Consider the following 17463-nt stretch of genomic DNA (forward strand, 5'->3'; position numbering starts at 1 on the left):
ATGAACCGGATACCACCTTTTATTCCCTGGGTTGTTCCGCCACCAGCAGAACAGTCCGGGCCTTGCCAGCTCCTTCCGCCAGGAGGTTGCCATCATGAACGCGCAACGGTACACAGGAAGTAAGAACAAACGGACGCAGGGGCATTATCAAAGCCCGCCGGGAGCATATGGAAAAGTTAGAAAAGAGGATACGGTGAATGGCCTGTTAACCCTGCAGCAGGCCAACACCTATTTTAGTAACATTCAAAAATGAACTGCACTTCATAATGAATAATTCGTAATTTAATCAACCATGTTTAATGTAAATGATCAGGAAGCTGTGCTTACATTATGCTGTAACTGTAGTTATTTGTGCATCTGTTCTGCGTGCATAATTTATTTATAAGGTAATAAATTGATGCTGCCGTAGTACACAATTCATAATTATTCATATTCATAATATTTTCAGCGGCATTCATGTCCCGCTTTGGCGGGATTGTAATTGATAATCCATAATTGATAATTCCATGAAGTATCCTTTCCACGCACTTTCCCTCCTTCTTCTCGCGGCCTGCAACCCGGCTCCTAAACAAGCGGATCAGGCAAAACAGGCCGACCAGCAAGCTGCTAAAACCACGGATGCAGCTACCTTTCAGCAGGATGAGAATTTTCTGCACAACCACCTGGGCAACCTGGTAACACTCAAAAGCCCGGACGATAGCAGCATGGTATTGGTAGCCGGCGATTACCAGGCTCGTGTTATGACCAGCAGCGCCGGCGGTTATCATGGCAAAAGCTATGGATGGCTTAACCATAAACTAATTGAATCGGGCAAATACAACCCGCATATTAATGCCTACGGCGGCGAGGAACGTTTCTGGCTAGGCCCGGAGGGCGGGCAGTATGCGCTGTTCTTTCCCAAAGGCAAACCCTTTGCTTTTGAGAACTGGCAAACACCCGGCCTCATTGATACCGCCGTTTTTGACCTGAAGGATCAGAGCAGCACCGCTGTACATTATTACAAGGAAGGCACTTTACAGAACTATGCAGGTGCTGATTTTCAGGTAGGCATCTCGCGTAAGATAACCTTACTGAACCGCGCCACCCTTACACAGCAGCTGGGTTTTACGCTGCCGCAAAGCATTGCCAGCGTAGCCTACCGCACGGAAAATACCCTTACTAATAAAGGTAAAAACACCTGGGAGGAAAGTACCGGCCTTTTATCCATCTGGTTGTTAGGCATGTTCACCCCTTCAGACAAAACCGTGATCGTAGTACCATTTAAAGCAGGGGCCAATGCAAGAGCTGCCATTCATGATGATTATTTCGGCAAGATACCGCCTGGTTATTTGCAGGTAAAAGACAGCCTGCTGCTCATGAAGGCCAATGGCCTTAAGCGTGGTAAGGTAGGCCTGGCACCGGAAATAGCTATACCCATGGCCGGTAGTGTGGATACGGAAAGTGGCGCCATCACCCTCGTTTTATTCAGCATTAACAAAAACGGGAAATATGTTAATTCAAAATGGGAGCAGCAAAAGGAGCCTTACAAAGGAGATGTAGTGAATTGTTATAACGATGGCCCACTGGAAGATGGTTCCCAAATAGGGCCCTTTTATGAGCTGGAATCTTCTTCTGATGCCCGCCCGCTGGCCCCCGGCCATTCACTGACCTACAGCCAGACCACGGTGCACCTGGAAGGTTCCTATGCCACTATGGATTCCCTGGCGCAGCGGCTTTGGCATATGTCCATCCAGGACATCAGCACCGTATTTCCAAAATAATTGTGGGGCTGCATGCATCCGGTTTCAAACCATCAATGGTCCTGGGATCGCTTTATCGGAGATTATTCATCAGCTTTCAAACGATCACGGCACAACGTTGCTTGCATCAAATTGTAAATCTAAAATCAAAAATCGTAAACTAACCAACGATCTAACATCGTTTCCATTAATCTAAAATCTAAAATCAATGGAGTTTATCCGCTTATACAATACTACCCAGGGCATTTTTGCGTACTACCATGAACGTTACTACCGCATGGAGAGCAGCTGGGATACGCTGGTGAACGCTTCAGACCTGTTCAACAGTCTTTCCAAAGCCATAGCAGCTGCACAGCCGGCCAGTGATGCGGAAGCAGCCATTGAACAATACCTGCTGCCACCCATCGGCTCACAGGAAATATGGGCAGCTGGCGTAACCTATTTTCGCAGTAAGGTAGCCCGCATGGAAGAATCAGAGATAGCCGGCGGCGCCACTTTTTATGATATGGTGTATGAAGCAGAAAGGCCGGAGCTGTTCTTCAAATCCACTGCCCGCCGTGCGGTAGGGCATGGCCAGAAAGTAAATATCCGGAAAGATTCTACCTGGGACGTACCTGAACCGGAGCTAACCCTTTTCATGAACCGCGAAGGTGCTATACAGGGTTATACTATTGGCAACGACATGAGCTCCCGCAGTATAGAAGGAGAGAACCCCCTGTACCTGCCGCAGGCAAAAACATATGAAAAAAGCGCGGCCATTGGCCCCTGCCTGCTGGTACCTGATCAACCCATTCCGCCCGATACAGAGATCAGGATGCAGATCCTGCGCAACGGGCAGCCGCAGTACAGCGATGCAGTACCCATCAGCCAGATGAAACGCGGCCACCAGGAGCTGGCCGGTTTCCTGTACCGCGAATGTGATTTTCCCGATGGCTGTTACCTGATGACCGGTACCTGCCTGGTGCCCGACAGCAGCTTTACCCTGCAGGAGAATGATGTGGTAGAAATCACTATTGACCCTATTGGCACCCTGGTAAATACTATTGCCCTAAAAAAATAGCGCTTATTCCTCATTAAAAAAATAATACAGGGCCATCATTTTTTGCAGTATCTTGTATATACAAGAGCTGAAACCGTATTGCCATACACCTGTTGAAGAACCGAACTTTCCATTTACTTATTTATTGGCCCCCGGATCTGAATGTGAAGCAATGTTTGTGGCCACCCATGTTATTACGTTCGGTAAGTATTGCAATTTGCCGGCCGCACTTTAATTAAAGTGCTTTTCTTCGCAGGGTCTGTGATGCATAGTAAGGATGTTGTTAAAACCATAAGTTGTTGCATTTTACAATCCTCAATTACTTCTTAATACTATTTTTATGAAAAAACTTTACCCCTTGTTATGCCTGCTCCTTTGGAGTGTAACCTCTTTTGCCCAGAATCAAAGCCCGGTGCTGAAAAAGATCTTTACAACGCCGGACAGCAGCACCATTATAGATTACAGGTACAAAAAGACATTTAGCTATAAGCAGAATGGCGCTGCTTATACCTATTACCTGAGTAATGTAAGTAATGGCGCTTCAACCGTTATACCGTTCACTAAAAGACTTGCCGGGCAAAACGATAGTGCCTGGGTAACCAGGTTCGGCGTGGTTTTCATAGGCCAGTCCCTGAATAACGATGCCTCCTGGTCTTTATATGAATGGGCGCCCGGCACACTGAATGTGCTGGCAGAAAATATGGGTAATGTACATGTAGCCGGCGATTATGTAATGTGGTCAGTAGCCGATACGGTTACCAGCGGGAACACGATAGTAATGCGGAAAAACCTGGCAACACAACAGCAGATAGTAGTGGCAGACACCATTGTGGGCCAGGGCGATATAGGCCCTAACGGGAACATTGCATACACCAATGAGCAGGCTGTATATCTTTGTACAGACAGCATTTGCACGGAAATAGCTCATGTGGATACTACTAATCTATGGCGCCTTCCCTACTTCTTTAGTGTACATACAGACGGGGTGAAGGTAACCTATGAAGAATGGTGGCGGGAAGCGCCGCTCCAATACGGCACCAGCTTTTTCCTATATGAAAATGGCACCACTACAAAACTGTATGAGAACAATTGGGGCGATTTCCAGCTTGGTGGTTTCCAGGATCTTTTGACGCCCCTCTTTAATAATGGTTATATAGCAGGGCAGATAATGGACCTATCCTTCTATTATAATTTCCGTACAAGGATCTATAGCCGTGACCCGCAAGGTACCATACACTATCTGCAGGATACCTATACTCAAACGCCGCTCTGGGCGCTTGCATCTGTAGAAGTATTAACTCCGCAGGGAGATGTAGGCGGTTTTACTTACGGCCATCCTTCCCTTAACACCACCGTACGCTATTTTTATTACATTAATCACGATGGAAGTAAAAGGCGTTTACTGTCAGCAACGGGTAACGGTATTTATTATGAAGAACAGGATAGCACCTGGCTGATAACAGATCATTCCGGCCTGTATGCAGCTAACTTAGATACTGTTTACGACCATCATATTGTACCTTTTACCAAACAGGCTTACACACGCAACCGGGCGCCTATTCCCGCCAGTGATTTTGTGCAGCATTACAGCGGGCCTGCAACCGGGTTAGGGCAGATCCAGCAAATAGAAATTACCGGTTATCCCAAACATGGCGTGCTTGTAAACAAATATGGGCAGCCTATACAAACCAATAATAACATTATTCTGCGCAGTGATCTGGATACCCTTAAATACAGTGCCGGCAGTTTCCCCGGTACGGATACCATCCGCTGGCGGGCATATGATGGACTGGAGTGGACAAAAGATACCTTTCTCTATATTAAAATAGCTCCCGCACTCGATACCATTAAACCCTTTGAGCGCACTACCCTGGCCGGTACGCCTATTCGCTTCTGGGGCAGCAACTTTAAGCTGAACTATACCGGCAAGCTGGCGGGCATTCGTGTGAACCGCCTGCCCGTATACGGTAAGCTTACCATTGGCGGTAAGCAGCTGGTCTATGAACGCAGCGCTGAGGTAACACTGGCTGAGCTGGATAGCATGTACTATACGCCCAACCCGAATATTGTAGGCATAGATACCTTGCAATGGATGGGCTTTAATGGTACGGAATACACAAAGAACGATACCCCTGCCATCCTGCGCATTTATCCCATCTTAAATACACCGCCCATTTTAAGAACGTTGGAAAGCACCTATAGCACCAGCGGCGGCGCTGATACCATTCTCATAGCCAATTACCCTGCACCCCGCTGGCATACGGATGTATTGGTGGTGTCAGACAATAACCGCGTGCTGCCCATTGCGCCCGATAACACATTTATAATAGACCCGGCTACTTACAGCGTAGGCACGCATACATTAAAGGTGGGCTTTAAGCATAAGCTTGATAGCATTAGCATTCAGCGCAGCTTTACCATTACAAGTCCGTTTGCGCCTATGATGATGGCCGCAGAAAAATACGGCGCCACCCGGGAAGGAGGCCCCATCAGCGCCTGGCCAAATCCATTCAGCCAACAGTTTACACTTACCGGTTTATCCGCATCAGGCACCTATATCCTGACCCTGGTTGATCAGCAGGGAAAAACCATCCTGCAGCAGCGCATCGTGCATCAGAACCGGGTAGTCTTAAACCTGGATGCAAATGCAGGAAATGGGGTATATCTCCTCAAAATTTTTAATGAAAACAAAAAAGATGATGTAAAAACATTAAAGTTATTACATTTATAGTCAAAGCGTAAAGCGCAAAGCAGAAAGCATAAAGCCCATGTTCCTATAAAAGCAGATAAGCCTTTATAGGAACAGGCAATATAGCATAATGTGATCCGCTTTATGCTTTCAGCTTTATGCTTTATGCTTTCAGCTCGGGGAATTAACAAAGCGTTAATGCAGTATGTCATGTGGCTAAAATACTATTACATTAGTTTTGTCCGCGCTGTATCTTTAACTAACCAACTATGTTATGAGCACACTTACAGGGGAACAATGATTGGCCAGTCCATACTAACAATCGTGTAGCCATTTTCAGCCGATATATTATGGGCGGCTTTTTTTGAATTGTAGAGAGGATCACAGCATTATTCATTTATTACGACCAGGTAGCTGAATCGTTTATCACTTACTTATTTTTCCTGCTATGCAAAAGTTTTACTCATGGAAGTCATGTTGCTTCCTTTTGTTGCTATGCCTGTGTGTGAACACGGCACTAGCGCAGCGCGTCATTACCGGAAAGGTGACCAGTACTGCAGATAGTACAGGCCTGCCCGGCGTAACCATTACCCTGCAGGGCGCAGCAGGGGGCGCGGTCACAGATGCCGCAGGCCGTTTTTCCGTACAGGTGCCTGCCGGTGTACGCGCGCTCAGTTTTTCCTATGTTGGCTATCGCCAGCAAACCTTCACCATCGGTGAGCAATCCAATGTGAACATTGCCCTGGAAGTAGCCAGCAAAGGGCTGAATGAAGTGCTGGTAGTAGGTTATGGTACACAAACCCGCCGCGATGCTACGGGTACCATCTCCTCAATCAAAGGCGCCGACATTAAGAACCTGCCCGTGAGCGATGCAGCCCAGGCGCTGCAGGGACGAGCCAGCGGGGTGGATATTGTGCGTTCCGACGGATCGCCCGGTACCACGCCCAGCATCCGTATCCGCGGTACAGGTACTATTAATAATGCAGAACCACTGGTGGTAATAGACGGGGTGCCTGCAGGCGGCATCAATGATGTAAATCCCAATGATATCGCCTCCATGGAAATATTAAAAGATGCATCTTCCTCCGCTATCTACGGTACACGTGCCGCCAACGGGGTTATCATTATCACCACTAAAAAAGGTAACTACGGCGAAAAGCTGCGGGCATCTGCAAATGTGTACCGCGGTGTATCCAACGCCATCCGTACCATTCCTTTGCTTACTGCGCCCGAGCTGGTAATGCTGAAAAAAGAGCGTTATGCTAATTCCGGCGGTACAATAGATCCTGTGTGGAATGATCCTTACTATGCCACCCAGCGCACTAACTGGCAGGATGCCATCCTGGGTTCCGGTAATGTAACCAATGCAGATGTAAGCATCCGCGGTGGTAACAACAGCTCCAACTATATGTTCAGCGCCGGTTATTATGATGAAAAAGGCCTGGTGGAAAATACCTATTTCAAAAGGTATTCCATGCGCATTAACTCTGAGCATAAGCTGGGCAAACGCCTGAAAATAGGGGAGAACCTGCAGCTGAGCTACAAACAGAACCAGGGTTTTGATACCTACTCATCCCAAACGGGTCTGCTGTTCAGCGCCCTGCGTTTTAACCCGGCCATACCGGTAATGAACCCTGATGGCAGCTACGGCTCCTCACAGGCCAGCAATGAGCTGGGGGATATTAACAATCCCGTGTTCACCGCACAAACCACCGACACCTGGAATAAGAATTACCGCCTGCTGGGTAATGTGTATGCAGAGATCGAGATTCTGCAGGGCTTAACCTTACGCGGTAACTACGGTTTTGATGGCAGCATCTATAACCAGTACAGCTTTGTACCCAAAGTGCTGGACCAGACCCGTACCCGCGACCATGCCGAGCTGTGGGACCGCAGCGAAAGCAATAAGTCAGAGCTGGGTGAGGTATTCCTGACCTTTAACCACCTGTTTGCACAAAAACATCGTGTAACCTTAACCGGTGGTTACTCCGTACAAACCTCCAATGGTTATTTCTTCCGTGCAGAAAGCTGGGGCCTGAATGATGAAGCGCCCGACCAGCGCGTGCTGGATAATGGCAACGACTACCACGCCATTAATGGTAACTTTAATCCGCAAAGCGCACTGGCCTCCGGCTTTGTAAGAGGCTTTTACAGCTTTAAAGATAAATACCTGTTAACAGCCACCTTCCGTGCAGACGGTTCTTCCCGTTTCCCCGAAGGCAAACGCTGGGGTTATTTCCCCGCCTTTTCACTGGGCTGGCGCGTTTCAGACGAAACGTTCTTTAAGAATAGCGTACCCTTTATTTCTAACCTGAAAATAACCGGTGGCTGGGGCCAGTTAGGTAACCAGAACGTGGCCGACTTCCAATATCTGGCGCCCATTACGCGCGACCGCCGTTATTCATTCGGCGAAAATCCTTACACCGGTGTATGGAACTCCCGCCTTGCTAACCCGGACATTACCTGGGAAAAAGCAGAGATGACCAACGTAAGCGCAGAAATAGGCGTGCTGGAAAATAAGCTGAACGCTACCATCACTTACTTTAACAAGAACACCCGCGACATGCTGGTATCTGCACCGGTACTGGATGAACATGGTACTGCCGGTATTCCTGACCGTAACATCGGCCAGCTGAATAACCATGGTATAGAAATAGAGCTCAGCTACCAGGGTGGTAACAAGGACTTCAGCTACAACGTAGCCGCAAACGCTTCTTTCATTAAGAATAAGGTAACGCAGCTGTACGATAAGGATTCGTACATCAGCTCTACGTTGTACGGCCGTCAGGGCGCGGAAATTTCCCGCACCTATGAAGATCAGCCCCTGGCATCCTTCTATGGCTGGAAAACAGGCGGTGTGTACCAGAACCAGGCGCAGATAGACAGTGATCCTAATATTGCAAAAGATCCACGCCGTGGCGACATTAAGCCCGGTGATATGATCTTCCTGGATGTGAATGGCGATGGTATTGTAGATGAAAATGACCGCACTTTCCTGGGCAGCCCCAATCCTAAATTAACGTACGGTATTCAGGCCGGCGCCAACTACAAAGGCTTTGACCTTAGCCTGTCCTTCACCGGCGTGGCAGGTGTAAAGCTGTATAATGCCGACCGTATGCAGGGCATGGACCCCGCTTACCCGTACAACATGTATGCAGATGCGCTGAACCGCTGGCATGGAGAAGGCACCAGCAACACAGTGCCGCGTATGACATTGTCAACCGATGTAGCCAATAACAACCTGCGTGTATCTGACCGGTTTGTAGAAAGTGGTAACTACTTTACGCTGCGTAATGTGGCGCTGGGTTACACCATTCCCGCAAAAATATGGGGCAACAGCGGCATCTCTGATTTTCGTGTATACGTAGCTGCACAAAACCTGTTCATCATTACCAGCTATACCGGGTTAACACCTATGCTGGGTTATAGCGGCGATGGAAACAACGGTACCAGGGATGGTAACCGCCAGCGCGGTGTGGATGTAGCAGCTTACCCACAGGCCAGGAGCTTTACTTTTGGCGCAACGCTTAATTTCTAACCATACATGGTGAACTTAAAAGATAAGATTATGCAACGGATAATATATATAGGTACCTGCGCCCTGTTCCTGCTGGCGGCCTCCTGCAATGTGCTGGACGTAAAACCTAAAGGAAGCTATACCACCGGTAACTACTGGCGCAACCAGAGCGATGCGCTGGACGGCATTACCGGCATTTACAATATTTTGCTGGAAGAAGATTATACCGGCTTTAACGAGTTTGTGTTCGACAACTGTTCGGATGATCAGATCCGCGGCGGAGATCACGATTATGACCAGGCCATAGAAGACTTTAAGTATGATCCCTCCACCTATTCCGTAAGAGTGGGTTGGCGCTGGAAATATGAAACCATTAACCGCACCAATAATGCGCTCATCTACATTCCCAAAATCACGGACATTGATCCTGCTATCAAGAGCCGCTGCCTGGGCGAAGCGCATTTCTTCCGCGCATTTGCTTACTGGCGTTTGCTGGTAGTGTATGGCGAGGTGCCCATCATTACAGAAGATGATGTGCTGAACGGCAACTACAACAAACCGAAAGTAAGCAGCGATACACTGCGCGCCCAGATAGAGTCAGACCTGTTACAGGCCGCCGACCTGCTGCCGGAAACCCTGGCCAGCGCCGACAAAGGCCGCGTAAGCAAAGGCACTGCTTGGGGCCTGCTCACCAAGCTGTATATGGATTGGAACAAGCTGGATAAAGCCATTGAATACGGCACCAAGGTTACCACCAACGCTAACTATGCGCTGGCAACCAACTATGCCGATAACTTTTCGGTAGCTACCGGCAACAACTCAGAAATGCTGCTGGCCGTGCAAACAGTGGATGGCTGGGGTTACTCAGACTTCATTACTTACCACGCGCCGCGCGCATGGGGGGGCTGGAGCTTCTTTTACCCTGTAAAAGGACTGGTAGATGAATTTGAAGCCAATGACCCGCGCAAAGCGATCTGCTTCATGGGCCCCGGCGATAAAATAGACATTGGTACGGAAGTAGCCACCTATACCGCCGACCTGTCAAGCACCGGCCGCCACTACCGCAAGTTCTGCGCATGGAAGCCTTCCGGCGGTTTGAACTACTCTTTAAAAACGCCGCTCATGCGCTCTGCAGATATTTACCTGCTGGTAGCGGAAGCCAAGATCCGCACTGCCGGCGCAGGCGCAGGTGATGCAGAGATCAACGCCGTACGCAAACGTGCATCCGCCGCACTGCCGCCCGTAGCAGGCGCCGGTATGCCGCAGCTGATGCACGAGCGCCGCGTAGAGCTGTGTGGCGAGAACGAACGCCACCAGGACCTTATGCGCTGGGACAAAGCCAAGCTTATTGACATCACCACTTACTACAACAAACCCAAGCTGGCCTATGACGGCTCTGTAATAGAGGCGGCACGTACCTTTGTACGTCCCAAACACTATTATTTCCCTATACCGCAGCAGGAAATAGACCGCAGTAAAGGTGTGCTGATACAGAACGAGAATTATTAAAGGATAAGAAAAAAAGGTAAGGTTGATAACAGAGCCCTGTTCTTCCCGCTTAGCGGGGAGGCAGGGCTTTTTTTATGCGTGTTATATTCGTGGGAATTTATTATGATAAATAATAATATTATTAAAATATTCATATATTGCGCCGAATTTCCCGAAGTACGAAACATTACGAGATATTAAGAGACATATTTTGTTAACAGACTAGGATATTATGTAGTGGGTTACTTCCATTGTACATTCTAAACCTTATTTTTTGAATAGAACTTTACTATCCAGCTTAAAGATCATTGGATGTTTTTTACCCTGTGTTTGTGTAGCGCTATCTGCATATTCGCAACGTTTAGACGCTATTGGTAAGGAGCAGCCGCTGAAAGTGACCGGGGGCGTTAGCCTGGAGCAGGTAGCTTATTTTTCATCGGGCCTGGCCGAAGGCCGCCGTGATCCCTATAACTTTTTTCTCAGCGGTAACCTGAATATAGACCTCTATGGCTGGTCTGTACCTTTCAGCTTCAACTATTCCAACCAAAGCAGGGTAGCCTTTCAGCAACCATTTAATCAATACGGACTTACACCCACCTATAAATGGATCACCGGTCACCTGGGATATACCAGCATGAATTTTTCCAGCTATACCCTGGCCGGTCATTTGTTTAATGGCGTAGGGGTAGACCTGGCGCCTCCCGGCAATTTCAGGTTCAGCGCCATGTACGGGCGTTTGCAGAAAGCAGTGGAGGCTGACACCCTGCACCGGGAAATAGAACCTGCATATCAGCGCATGGGGTATGGCTTCAAAGCCTCCTATTCGCGGCAAAAGGATAATATAGACCTGGTGCTGTTCCATGCAAAGGACGATGAAGGTTCCATTGCACCCTTGCCCCTGGGTTATACGCTTACGCCGCAGGATAACCTGGCTGTTGGCGTAAATGTGACCAAGCAGCTGCTCAACCGCTTACTGTTCAACGCAGAAATAGCCTGGAGCCTGCTGACCCGCGATACCCGTGCGGAAACAGATACCCTATCACATGGCGCCCTGCCCACGCTTGGCCTGATGAACAGGAACAGCTCCACCGCCCTGTACCACGCCTATAAAACCAGTATTGCGTATGGGGGTAAACGTTATACGCTGGGCATTGGTTATGAATGGGTAGCGCCGGAGTACCAAACCCTGGGCGCTTACTACTTCAACAACGATTTTGAGAACATAACCGGGAACCTGCAGCTGCGCCTGTTAAAAGACCGGCTTACTACCGGCATTAATGCAGGGGTGCAGCGTAATAACCTGAACAATGACAAGCTAAGCACCATGCGCCGCTGGGTAGGCGCCCTGAACATGAGCTATGCGGCCAGTAAAAAAATGAACCTGAACTTTTCCTATTCCAACTTCCAGTCCTTTGTGAATATCCGGTCCAACTTTGATTACATTAACCAGCTAACGCCTTATGATAACCTGGATACCCTGAACTATACACAGATATCCACCAACGCTACACTGGGGGTTAATTACCGGCTTTCTCAAAGCAAGGAAAAGATGCAGATGCTCCTGTGCAATGTATCGTATATGCGATCGGCCGATAAGCAGGGTGGTATAACGCAGCCCAGCGGGGTTACTTTTTATAATCTTAACACTGCTTACAGCCTGCAGCTGGTGCCAAAGGACATGTCGGTTACCCTGGGTATTAATGCCAATACCAATAATTCTGCGGACCTGAACACCATAACCCTGGGCCCAAGCCTGGGGTTGAACAAATCCTTAATGCAAAAGAAGCTGCGTACGGCCGGCACCTTGTCCTGGAACGGCAGCTATACCAATGGGCAGTCTACCGCAAAGATCTTAACAGCCAGGGTATCCGGCGCATACACTATCAAAAAAGCGCACAGCTTTAACCTGAGCCTGGTGGGGCTGAACCGTAGCTCGCAAAGAGCGGCTACCCTGTCAGAGCTGACTACTACCCTGGGATATAACTATAACTTTTAAAGCAAACCGGTAACGTTGTTGTATACACGCATAAAACATACGGCCTTTCTGATCGGGTGCTGCCTGTGCCTTAGCATTGTGCTGCGGGCGCAGGTCAATTACCCGGTAATGGCAAGTATTCAGCTAAACCCGCCTTACAGCCTGTACCTTTCAGATTATGCAGCCCCTGACCCGCAACGCATGCAGGTAACCCTGCTCATGAAAGACCTGGCGGAAACCAATTATAAATGCCGGTTACGCCTGAAAATAGAAGGCTTTGGCTCCTCGCTGCAAAGCAAAACCGCTTTTTATACCCCGCCCATATTACTGAACGGCGGAGAAATGCTGACACTGAGCGGTACAGATCTGGCGCCTTACCTGAACCCGCAGAATCTGCTCATCCAGGGCCTGGATAATAATCAGTTCTCTAAGAACGGCGCCAAGCTGCCGGAAGGCATTTACAAGTTTACAGTGGAAGTGCTGGATTACACACGTAATAACGTGATCTCCAATGCGGCCAATGCCATTGTATCTACTTTCCTCAGCTATCCGCCTATCATTAACCTGCCCATGGCCAATACCAAAGTAGATGCGCTGAACCCGCAGAACGTGGTATTCCAGTGGATGCCAAGGCATACGGCATCTTTCAACGCAGCATTTAACGTCGTATATAAGTTAAGGTTAGTACAGCTTATACCAGCCAACCGCGATCCCAATGATGCCCTGCGCACAACCCGTCCGCTGCTGGAAACCATTACCCCGCAAACCATGTTCGTATATGGTCCCGGGGAGCTGGCGCTTACGCCCGGCGAGAATTACGCCGTGCAGGTGCAGGCCATAGAAACAGAAGGCCGGGATATGTTCATCAATAATGGTTATAGTGAGGCCGTAGCATTCACCTACGGTGAAAAATGTAGCGTGCCCCAGGCCGTGATGGCAGCGGTATCCGGTCGTAACAGCCTGAAGCTTACCTGGACCGGAACGCCCACACAACAGGCTTTTTCCGTCCGTTACCGGGAAGCAGGTGATAACCCTTCCCAATGGTATGAAGAGGATGCCTTTGTACCACAGCTGACCATTGGCGGATTAAAGGCCGGCAAAAAATATGAATACCAGGTAAAAGGACAGTGTATCTGGGGCTATGGCGATTATACGCCAGTACAGGCCTTCACCATGCCGGATGCGGAAATGCAGAAAGGAGATTTTGTATGCGGCAGCTCTTCCGGTGCAGGCGCTATTACCAACCGGGAGAACATTGCCCAGCTGCAGGTGGGCGACACCATTACTGCCGGAGATTTTAAAGTGATCATCAGCAAGGTGAGCGGGGCAACAGGCAATTTTACCGGTACCGGCGAGGTGCTGGTGCCATTCCTGGAATACTTATCCCTCACCGTTACATTCAGCAATATTCATGTGAACACCAGCCGTCAGATGTATGAAGGTATTATCCAGATACAGCAGGATGATCCGGGCAAGGTATCCGCAGCCCTGAAGCAAACATTAACGGAAATGCTGGACAAGATAGACAATGCCCTGCAATCCGCTGACCTGGCCAGCCTGCAGCAGCTGGATGCTGCCGGTTTAATACAGCAGATAGAGAAGATGAAGGACTGGAGTGAATTATCTGCCGCTACCAGGGATGACCTGGGCCAGCTGGAAAGCAAGCTGCAGGAAGCGCAGCAGCTGCTGCAGGATAATAATATGTCGCCGGAAGAAAAGGCTACGCTGGGGCAAAAGATAGCAAAGGATATTAAGAACCTGACGGATAAGATGAAGCAGGATCTGCAGGAATTGGGTGAAATACTGAAAGAGCTGCTGGGCATCTTCAAAAAAGCGGTGACCTCCCTTAAAACCGATTATAATGATAGCCGCATGCAGCAGCTGAAAAAAGACTATGAGGAGAAAAAGAATGCGGCCGGTAAACTGATCGCGGACAACAACGCTGCCATTGGTCTTACAAAAGGCGCCGGGAAGGCAGAAAGCGCCGGGGATATCCAGGAATGGGGTGAAACAGACAGCTTAGATCTGCCACAGGAATTGAAAGATTACGGCGCAGCAACAGACAGCTTACAGGAGGGCATACTGGTGCAGATCCTGGCCGCCAGCACAGATGATAAAGATAATGAGCAGGTAGTGAACCAGCTGAAGGTGAACCAGCAATCATTCAAGGAATTTGTACAACAACAACAAACAGATAAGAAAGAAGAAACAGATACGGTGCGACAGGCAAAAGTGTCCATTATGAATTGGATCAGATCTGTAATTGAAAAATTATGATAGCAATTAGAAACAGAATCATACTCTCCATTATTGCATGGTGCTGTCATTTCACCTTGTCCTATGCAGGAACAGCTGTGCCGTTGGATGATAGCCGGGAAAAGGTAATACAGGAGGGAGTGGCGGCCTTGAATCAGCTGATCCACGAAAATCGCCAGCATACGCAGGTTGGGGAATCTTTCAAGAACAGGTATGTGCTGGTGCTGGATGGCAACGGTAAATTTATAGAGCAGAAAAATGTACAACAGGCAGGTAAGCTGATCTATACGCCCATACTGAGCGCAAGTGAGGAGAAATCCATTAATGAGGGGCTGCAGCTCATAAATGCAAAAAAAGACTTTGCCGTTTATGTGCTGGTATTTAACAGCTGGGTCATTGACCTGAAAAAAGAGATCCCTGCCGACGCCAACCTGAAAAACGTAATGGCTTTAAAGCCCTATACCAATGAGGATATCAAAGCAAAGGTATGGAGTGAGGTAGACAAGCTGGGAGAAGATATTCTGCTGAGATCTGAAATGAGCTCCTATGCTGCACGTATAGGCGTGGTATACGGCCGGGAAATATGTTACCTCGGAAAAAGCATACACCGCGTATATGCTACCAGCAAAGCATTTGCCACCGGTCTTGGAGAAGGAGAGCTGAACGGCATCAACAATTCCTTAAAAGGAAAGCTGCCTCCTTTGTCAGAAACCCATTCCTATTTACTGACCTTTCCGCTGGAATTGTATAACGCGTACCTGCGGAACAAGGGAGTTAAAACCAGTATTAAGCTGGATTATGAATTTACGCCAAACGCCAACAGCTATTTTGATAAGATGCAGAGCAGGCTGGGTGGGCCCAAGTGCGGAGATTGCCCTGCACCCAATGATCCTTCCAGTTTGGTCTTTGACTATTCCAGCATTTTAACGCCGGAAGAAAAGGCCAAAATGTATACTAAGCTGGGTTTCATTTCTACTGAAAGTAAGAAGTATAAGACAAAGCTTTATATCACCGATTACCAGTGTGCGCCGGCTGTTATAGACGCCGTGCAGGAATACGCGGCCAACCCGGATAGCAAGGATATTATTCTATGGGTGCATTTCGATCAGCAGAAGAAAATGGAGATGAAAACTGCTTATGGAAAAGATGTGCCCAATAAGGAGTACACCAGCTCCTTTATGAAATTCCTGATCAAGATCCTGCCGGAAACAGGGATGGATTTTGATCCTTTCACCGCCATACTGGATGGTTTGGCCACCATGATCAATGCGCTGGAAATTCCGGAAAGGTTTTACAACCCCGAGCATATTAACCTGCAAACCGGCGAAGCGGATTATAACCCGCTCTTTTACCGCACCTTCCAGATCTCCAGCACTATTGCGCTCAACCCTGCAATACTAGGTGAGTTCATGAAAACAGGCGCTAAGTTTACGCCGCTGCAGGTTGAATTTGCTGCAGTTTGCGGTTTCTGGAACGGATTGGTAACAACGGTGAGCGGCCTGCCTACTTTCTTTAGCTGGGGCATAAAAATGATCGTGAATGAGAATAATACCCGGAGTGATTTTGTGGAGGGGATAACGAAGATGTATTATCAATGCGCACAAAAGCATATCCAGGTCCTAATCCCGGGGCAGCGGGACATAGGATTTGCGCTGTGCGCCTGGGATGGGATCAGCAAACATTTCACTGAAGGCAATGCCTGCGTGATAGCAGCCAAGGTAGGCGGCGCTATTTTCCAGGTAATAACGCTGGTAGCAGCCGTTACCAAGCTGGGCTCCCTGGCAAGGATCAGCGAGCTGCTGAATATACTGGACCCCATTAACCTGCTGTTCAAGGGGCTGGGTGTAGTGGTGAAATCAGTAGTGCTGCCAACCGGCGAGCTGGCCTATGCCTGTGGTAAAGGTTTTATTACAGCGGTACTGCAGAATGGCAAATATGTTATAAGGCTGGTGGATGGCAGCTTTAGGGCTATTAGTGAAATTGACTGGAGTAAAGTGATCAGCTGGGCGGAAATGACCACCGAATACGGCGTTAGAGTGCGGGTAGGCGTTTTAATGAGCGCAGAGGAATTCAGGAATGCCGGCTACAAAATAAAGAAGATGGTTACCGATGCCACCGGTGGTGAATTTGTAGACGGAAATGGGAATAAATTTGCAGTGATAGGCAAAGAGGGGGATGAGGCATCGAATACAGTGGCAATAGTAGAAGAAGCAGCACAGGATGCAAGCAGGATTGCCAGGGAAATAACCCAGGAAACGGTTGAGCATATCATGTATGGTAAAATAAAAGTGAGAGTAACGGATCGTGCAGGGAACCTTGTAAAGGAATATGAATATATACCCGGGCAGGGCGGACAGGCATGGGATCCCAAACAGTATATTGTAACAGTAGATGTAACAGGATGCCATACAGAGGGAATGCTAAAATCCGGGTTGGTAGAGATAGTGCCAGGTACAACCATGGAGCCGGTAGTTACGTTGCCAACCGGTGAAGTGATCAATAAGGCCAAGATAAGGTTCAAGGTGAAGGAGCTGGAAGCAGGCGGAACAGGTTTCAAAACCAAAAAGGACCTGACCACTTTCTGGCCTGATACCTGGGATCAGCAAAAGATCATGGAAAAAATTACTGAGGCATTCAATAATAAAACCAATACCAAGTATAATGAATGGCTAGGGACCACTACAGATGGCGTAAAGATTCAAATGTTCCTGGATCCGAATGGAAATATCACCACCGCCTTTATTGTCCCTTAATAATTTG

General features: G+C 48.5%; 9 protein-coding genes. All 9 read left to right on the forward strand.

The window, feature by feature from the left end; genetic code table 11:
- Positions 1 to 31: 31 nt before the first annotated feature.
- The 9 genes from BMZ54_RS11380 to BMZ54_RS11420 all read left to right on the forward strand — a co-directional run bounded on the left by BMZ54_RS11380 (position 32) and on the right by BMZ54_RS11420 (position 17456).
- The gene (locus tag BMZ54_RS11380; RefSeq protein WP_089910804.1) at positions 32 to 253 is read left to right on the forward strand and encodes a hypothetical protein; all 222 of its coding nucleotides are present in this window, start codon (positions 32 to 34) and stop codon (positions 251 to 253) included.
- 253 nt (positions 254 to 506) lie between these two features.
- Positions 507 to 1760, forward strand: a complete 1254-nt coding sequence (locus BMZ54_RS11385) for a DUF6786 family protein (protein ID WP_089910806.1) — start codon at positions 507 to 509, stop codon at positions 1758 to 1760.
- Positions 1761 to 1947: 187 nt separating this feature from the next.
- Complete coding sequence (locus tag BMZ54_RS11390) at positions 1948 to 2799, forward strand: fumarylacetoacetate hydrolase family protein (protein WP_089910809.1); 852 nt, start codon at positions 1948 to 1950, stop codon at positions 2797 to 2799.
- Positions 2800 to 3118: 319 nt separating this feature from the next.
- The gene (locus BMZ54_RS11395; RefSeq protein WP_089910812.1) at positions 3119 to 5509 is read left to right on the forward strand and encodes a T9SS type A sorting domain-containing protein; all 2391 of its coding nucleotides are present in this window, start codon (positions 3119 to 3121) and stop codon (positions 5507 to 5509) included.
- Positions 5510 to 5972: 463 nt separating this feature from the next.
- Positions 5973 to 9005, forward strand: a complete 3033-nt coding sequence (locus BMZ54_RS11400) for a SusC/RagA family TonB-linked outer membrane protein (protein ID WP_162277517.1) — start codon at positions 5973 to 5975, stop codon at positions 9003 to 9005.
- A 30-nt stretch (positions 9006 to 9035) separates the two neighbouring features.
- Positions 9036 to 10493, forward strand: a complete 1458-nt coding sequence (locus BMZ54_RS11405; protein ID WP_089911934.1) for a RagB/SusD family nutrient uptake outer membrane protein — start codon at positions 9036 to 9038, stop codon at positions 10491 to 10493.
- Between the two features lie 253 nt (positions 10494 to 10746).
- Positions 10747 to 12468 (forward strand): TonB-dependent receptor, encoded by a 1722-nt coding sequence (locus tag BMZ54_RS11410; protein ID WP_089910819.1) that lies wholly within the window; start codon positions 10747 to 10749, stop codon positions 12466 to 12468.
- Positions 12469 to 12486: 18 nt separating this feature from the next.
- The gene (locus BMZ54_RS11415; RefSeq protein ID WP_089910822.1) at positions 12487 to 14724 is read left to right on the forward strand and encodes a fibronectin type III domain-containing protein; all 2238 of its coding nucleotides are present in this window, start codon (positions 12487 to 12489) and stop codon (positions 14722 to 14724) included.
- Entirely contained in the window at positions 14721 to 17456 is a 2736-nt protein-coding gene (locus BMZ54_RS11420) for an EndoU domain-containing protein (RefSeq protein ID WP_089910824.1), read from the forward strand. The genes BMZ54_RS11415 and BMZ54_RS11420 overlap by 4 nt, the downstream gene beginning before the upstream one ends.
- The last annotated feature ends 7 nt before the right edge of the window (positions 17457 to 17463 follow it).

Origin of the sequence: Chitinophaga rupis (assembly GCF_900109685.1) — a bacterium.
Classification (GTDB): Bacteria; Bacteroidota; Bacteroidia; order Chitinophagales; family Chitinophagaceae; genus Chitinophaga; species Chitinophaga rupis.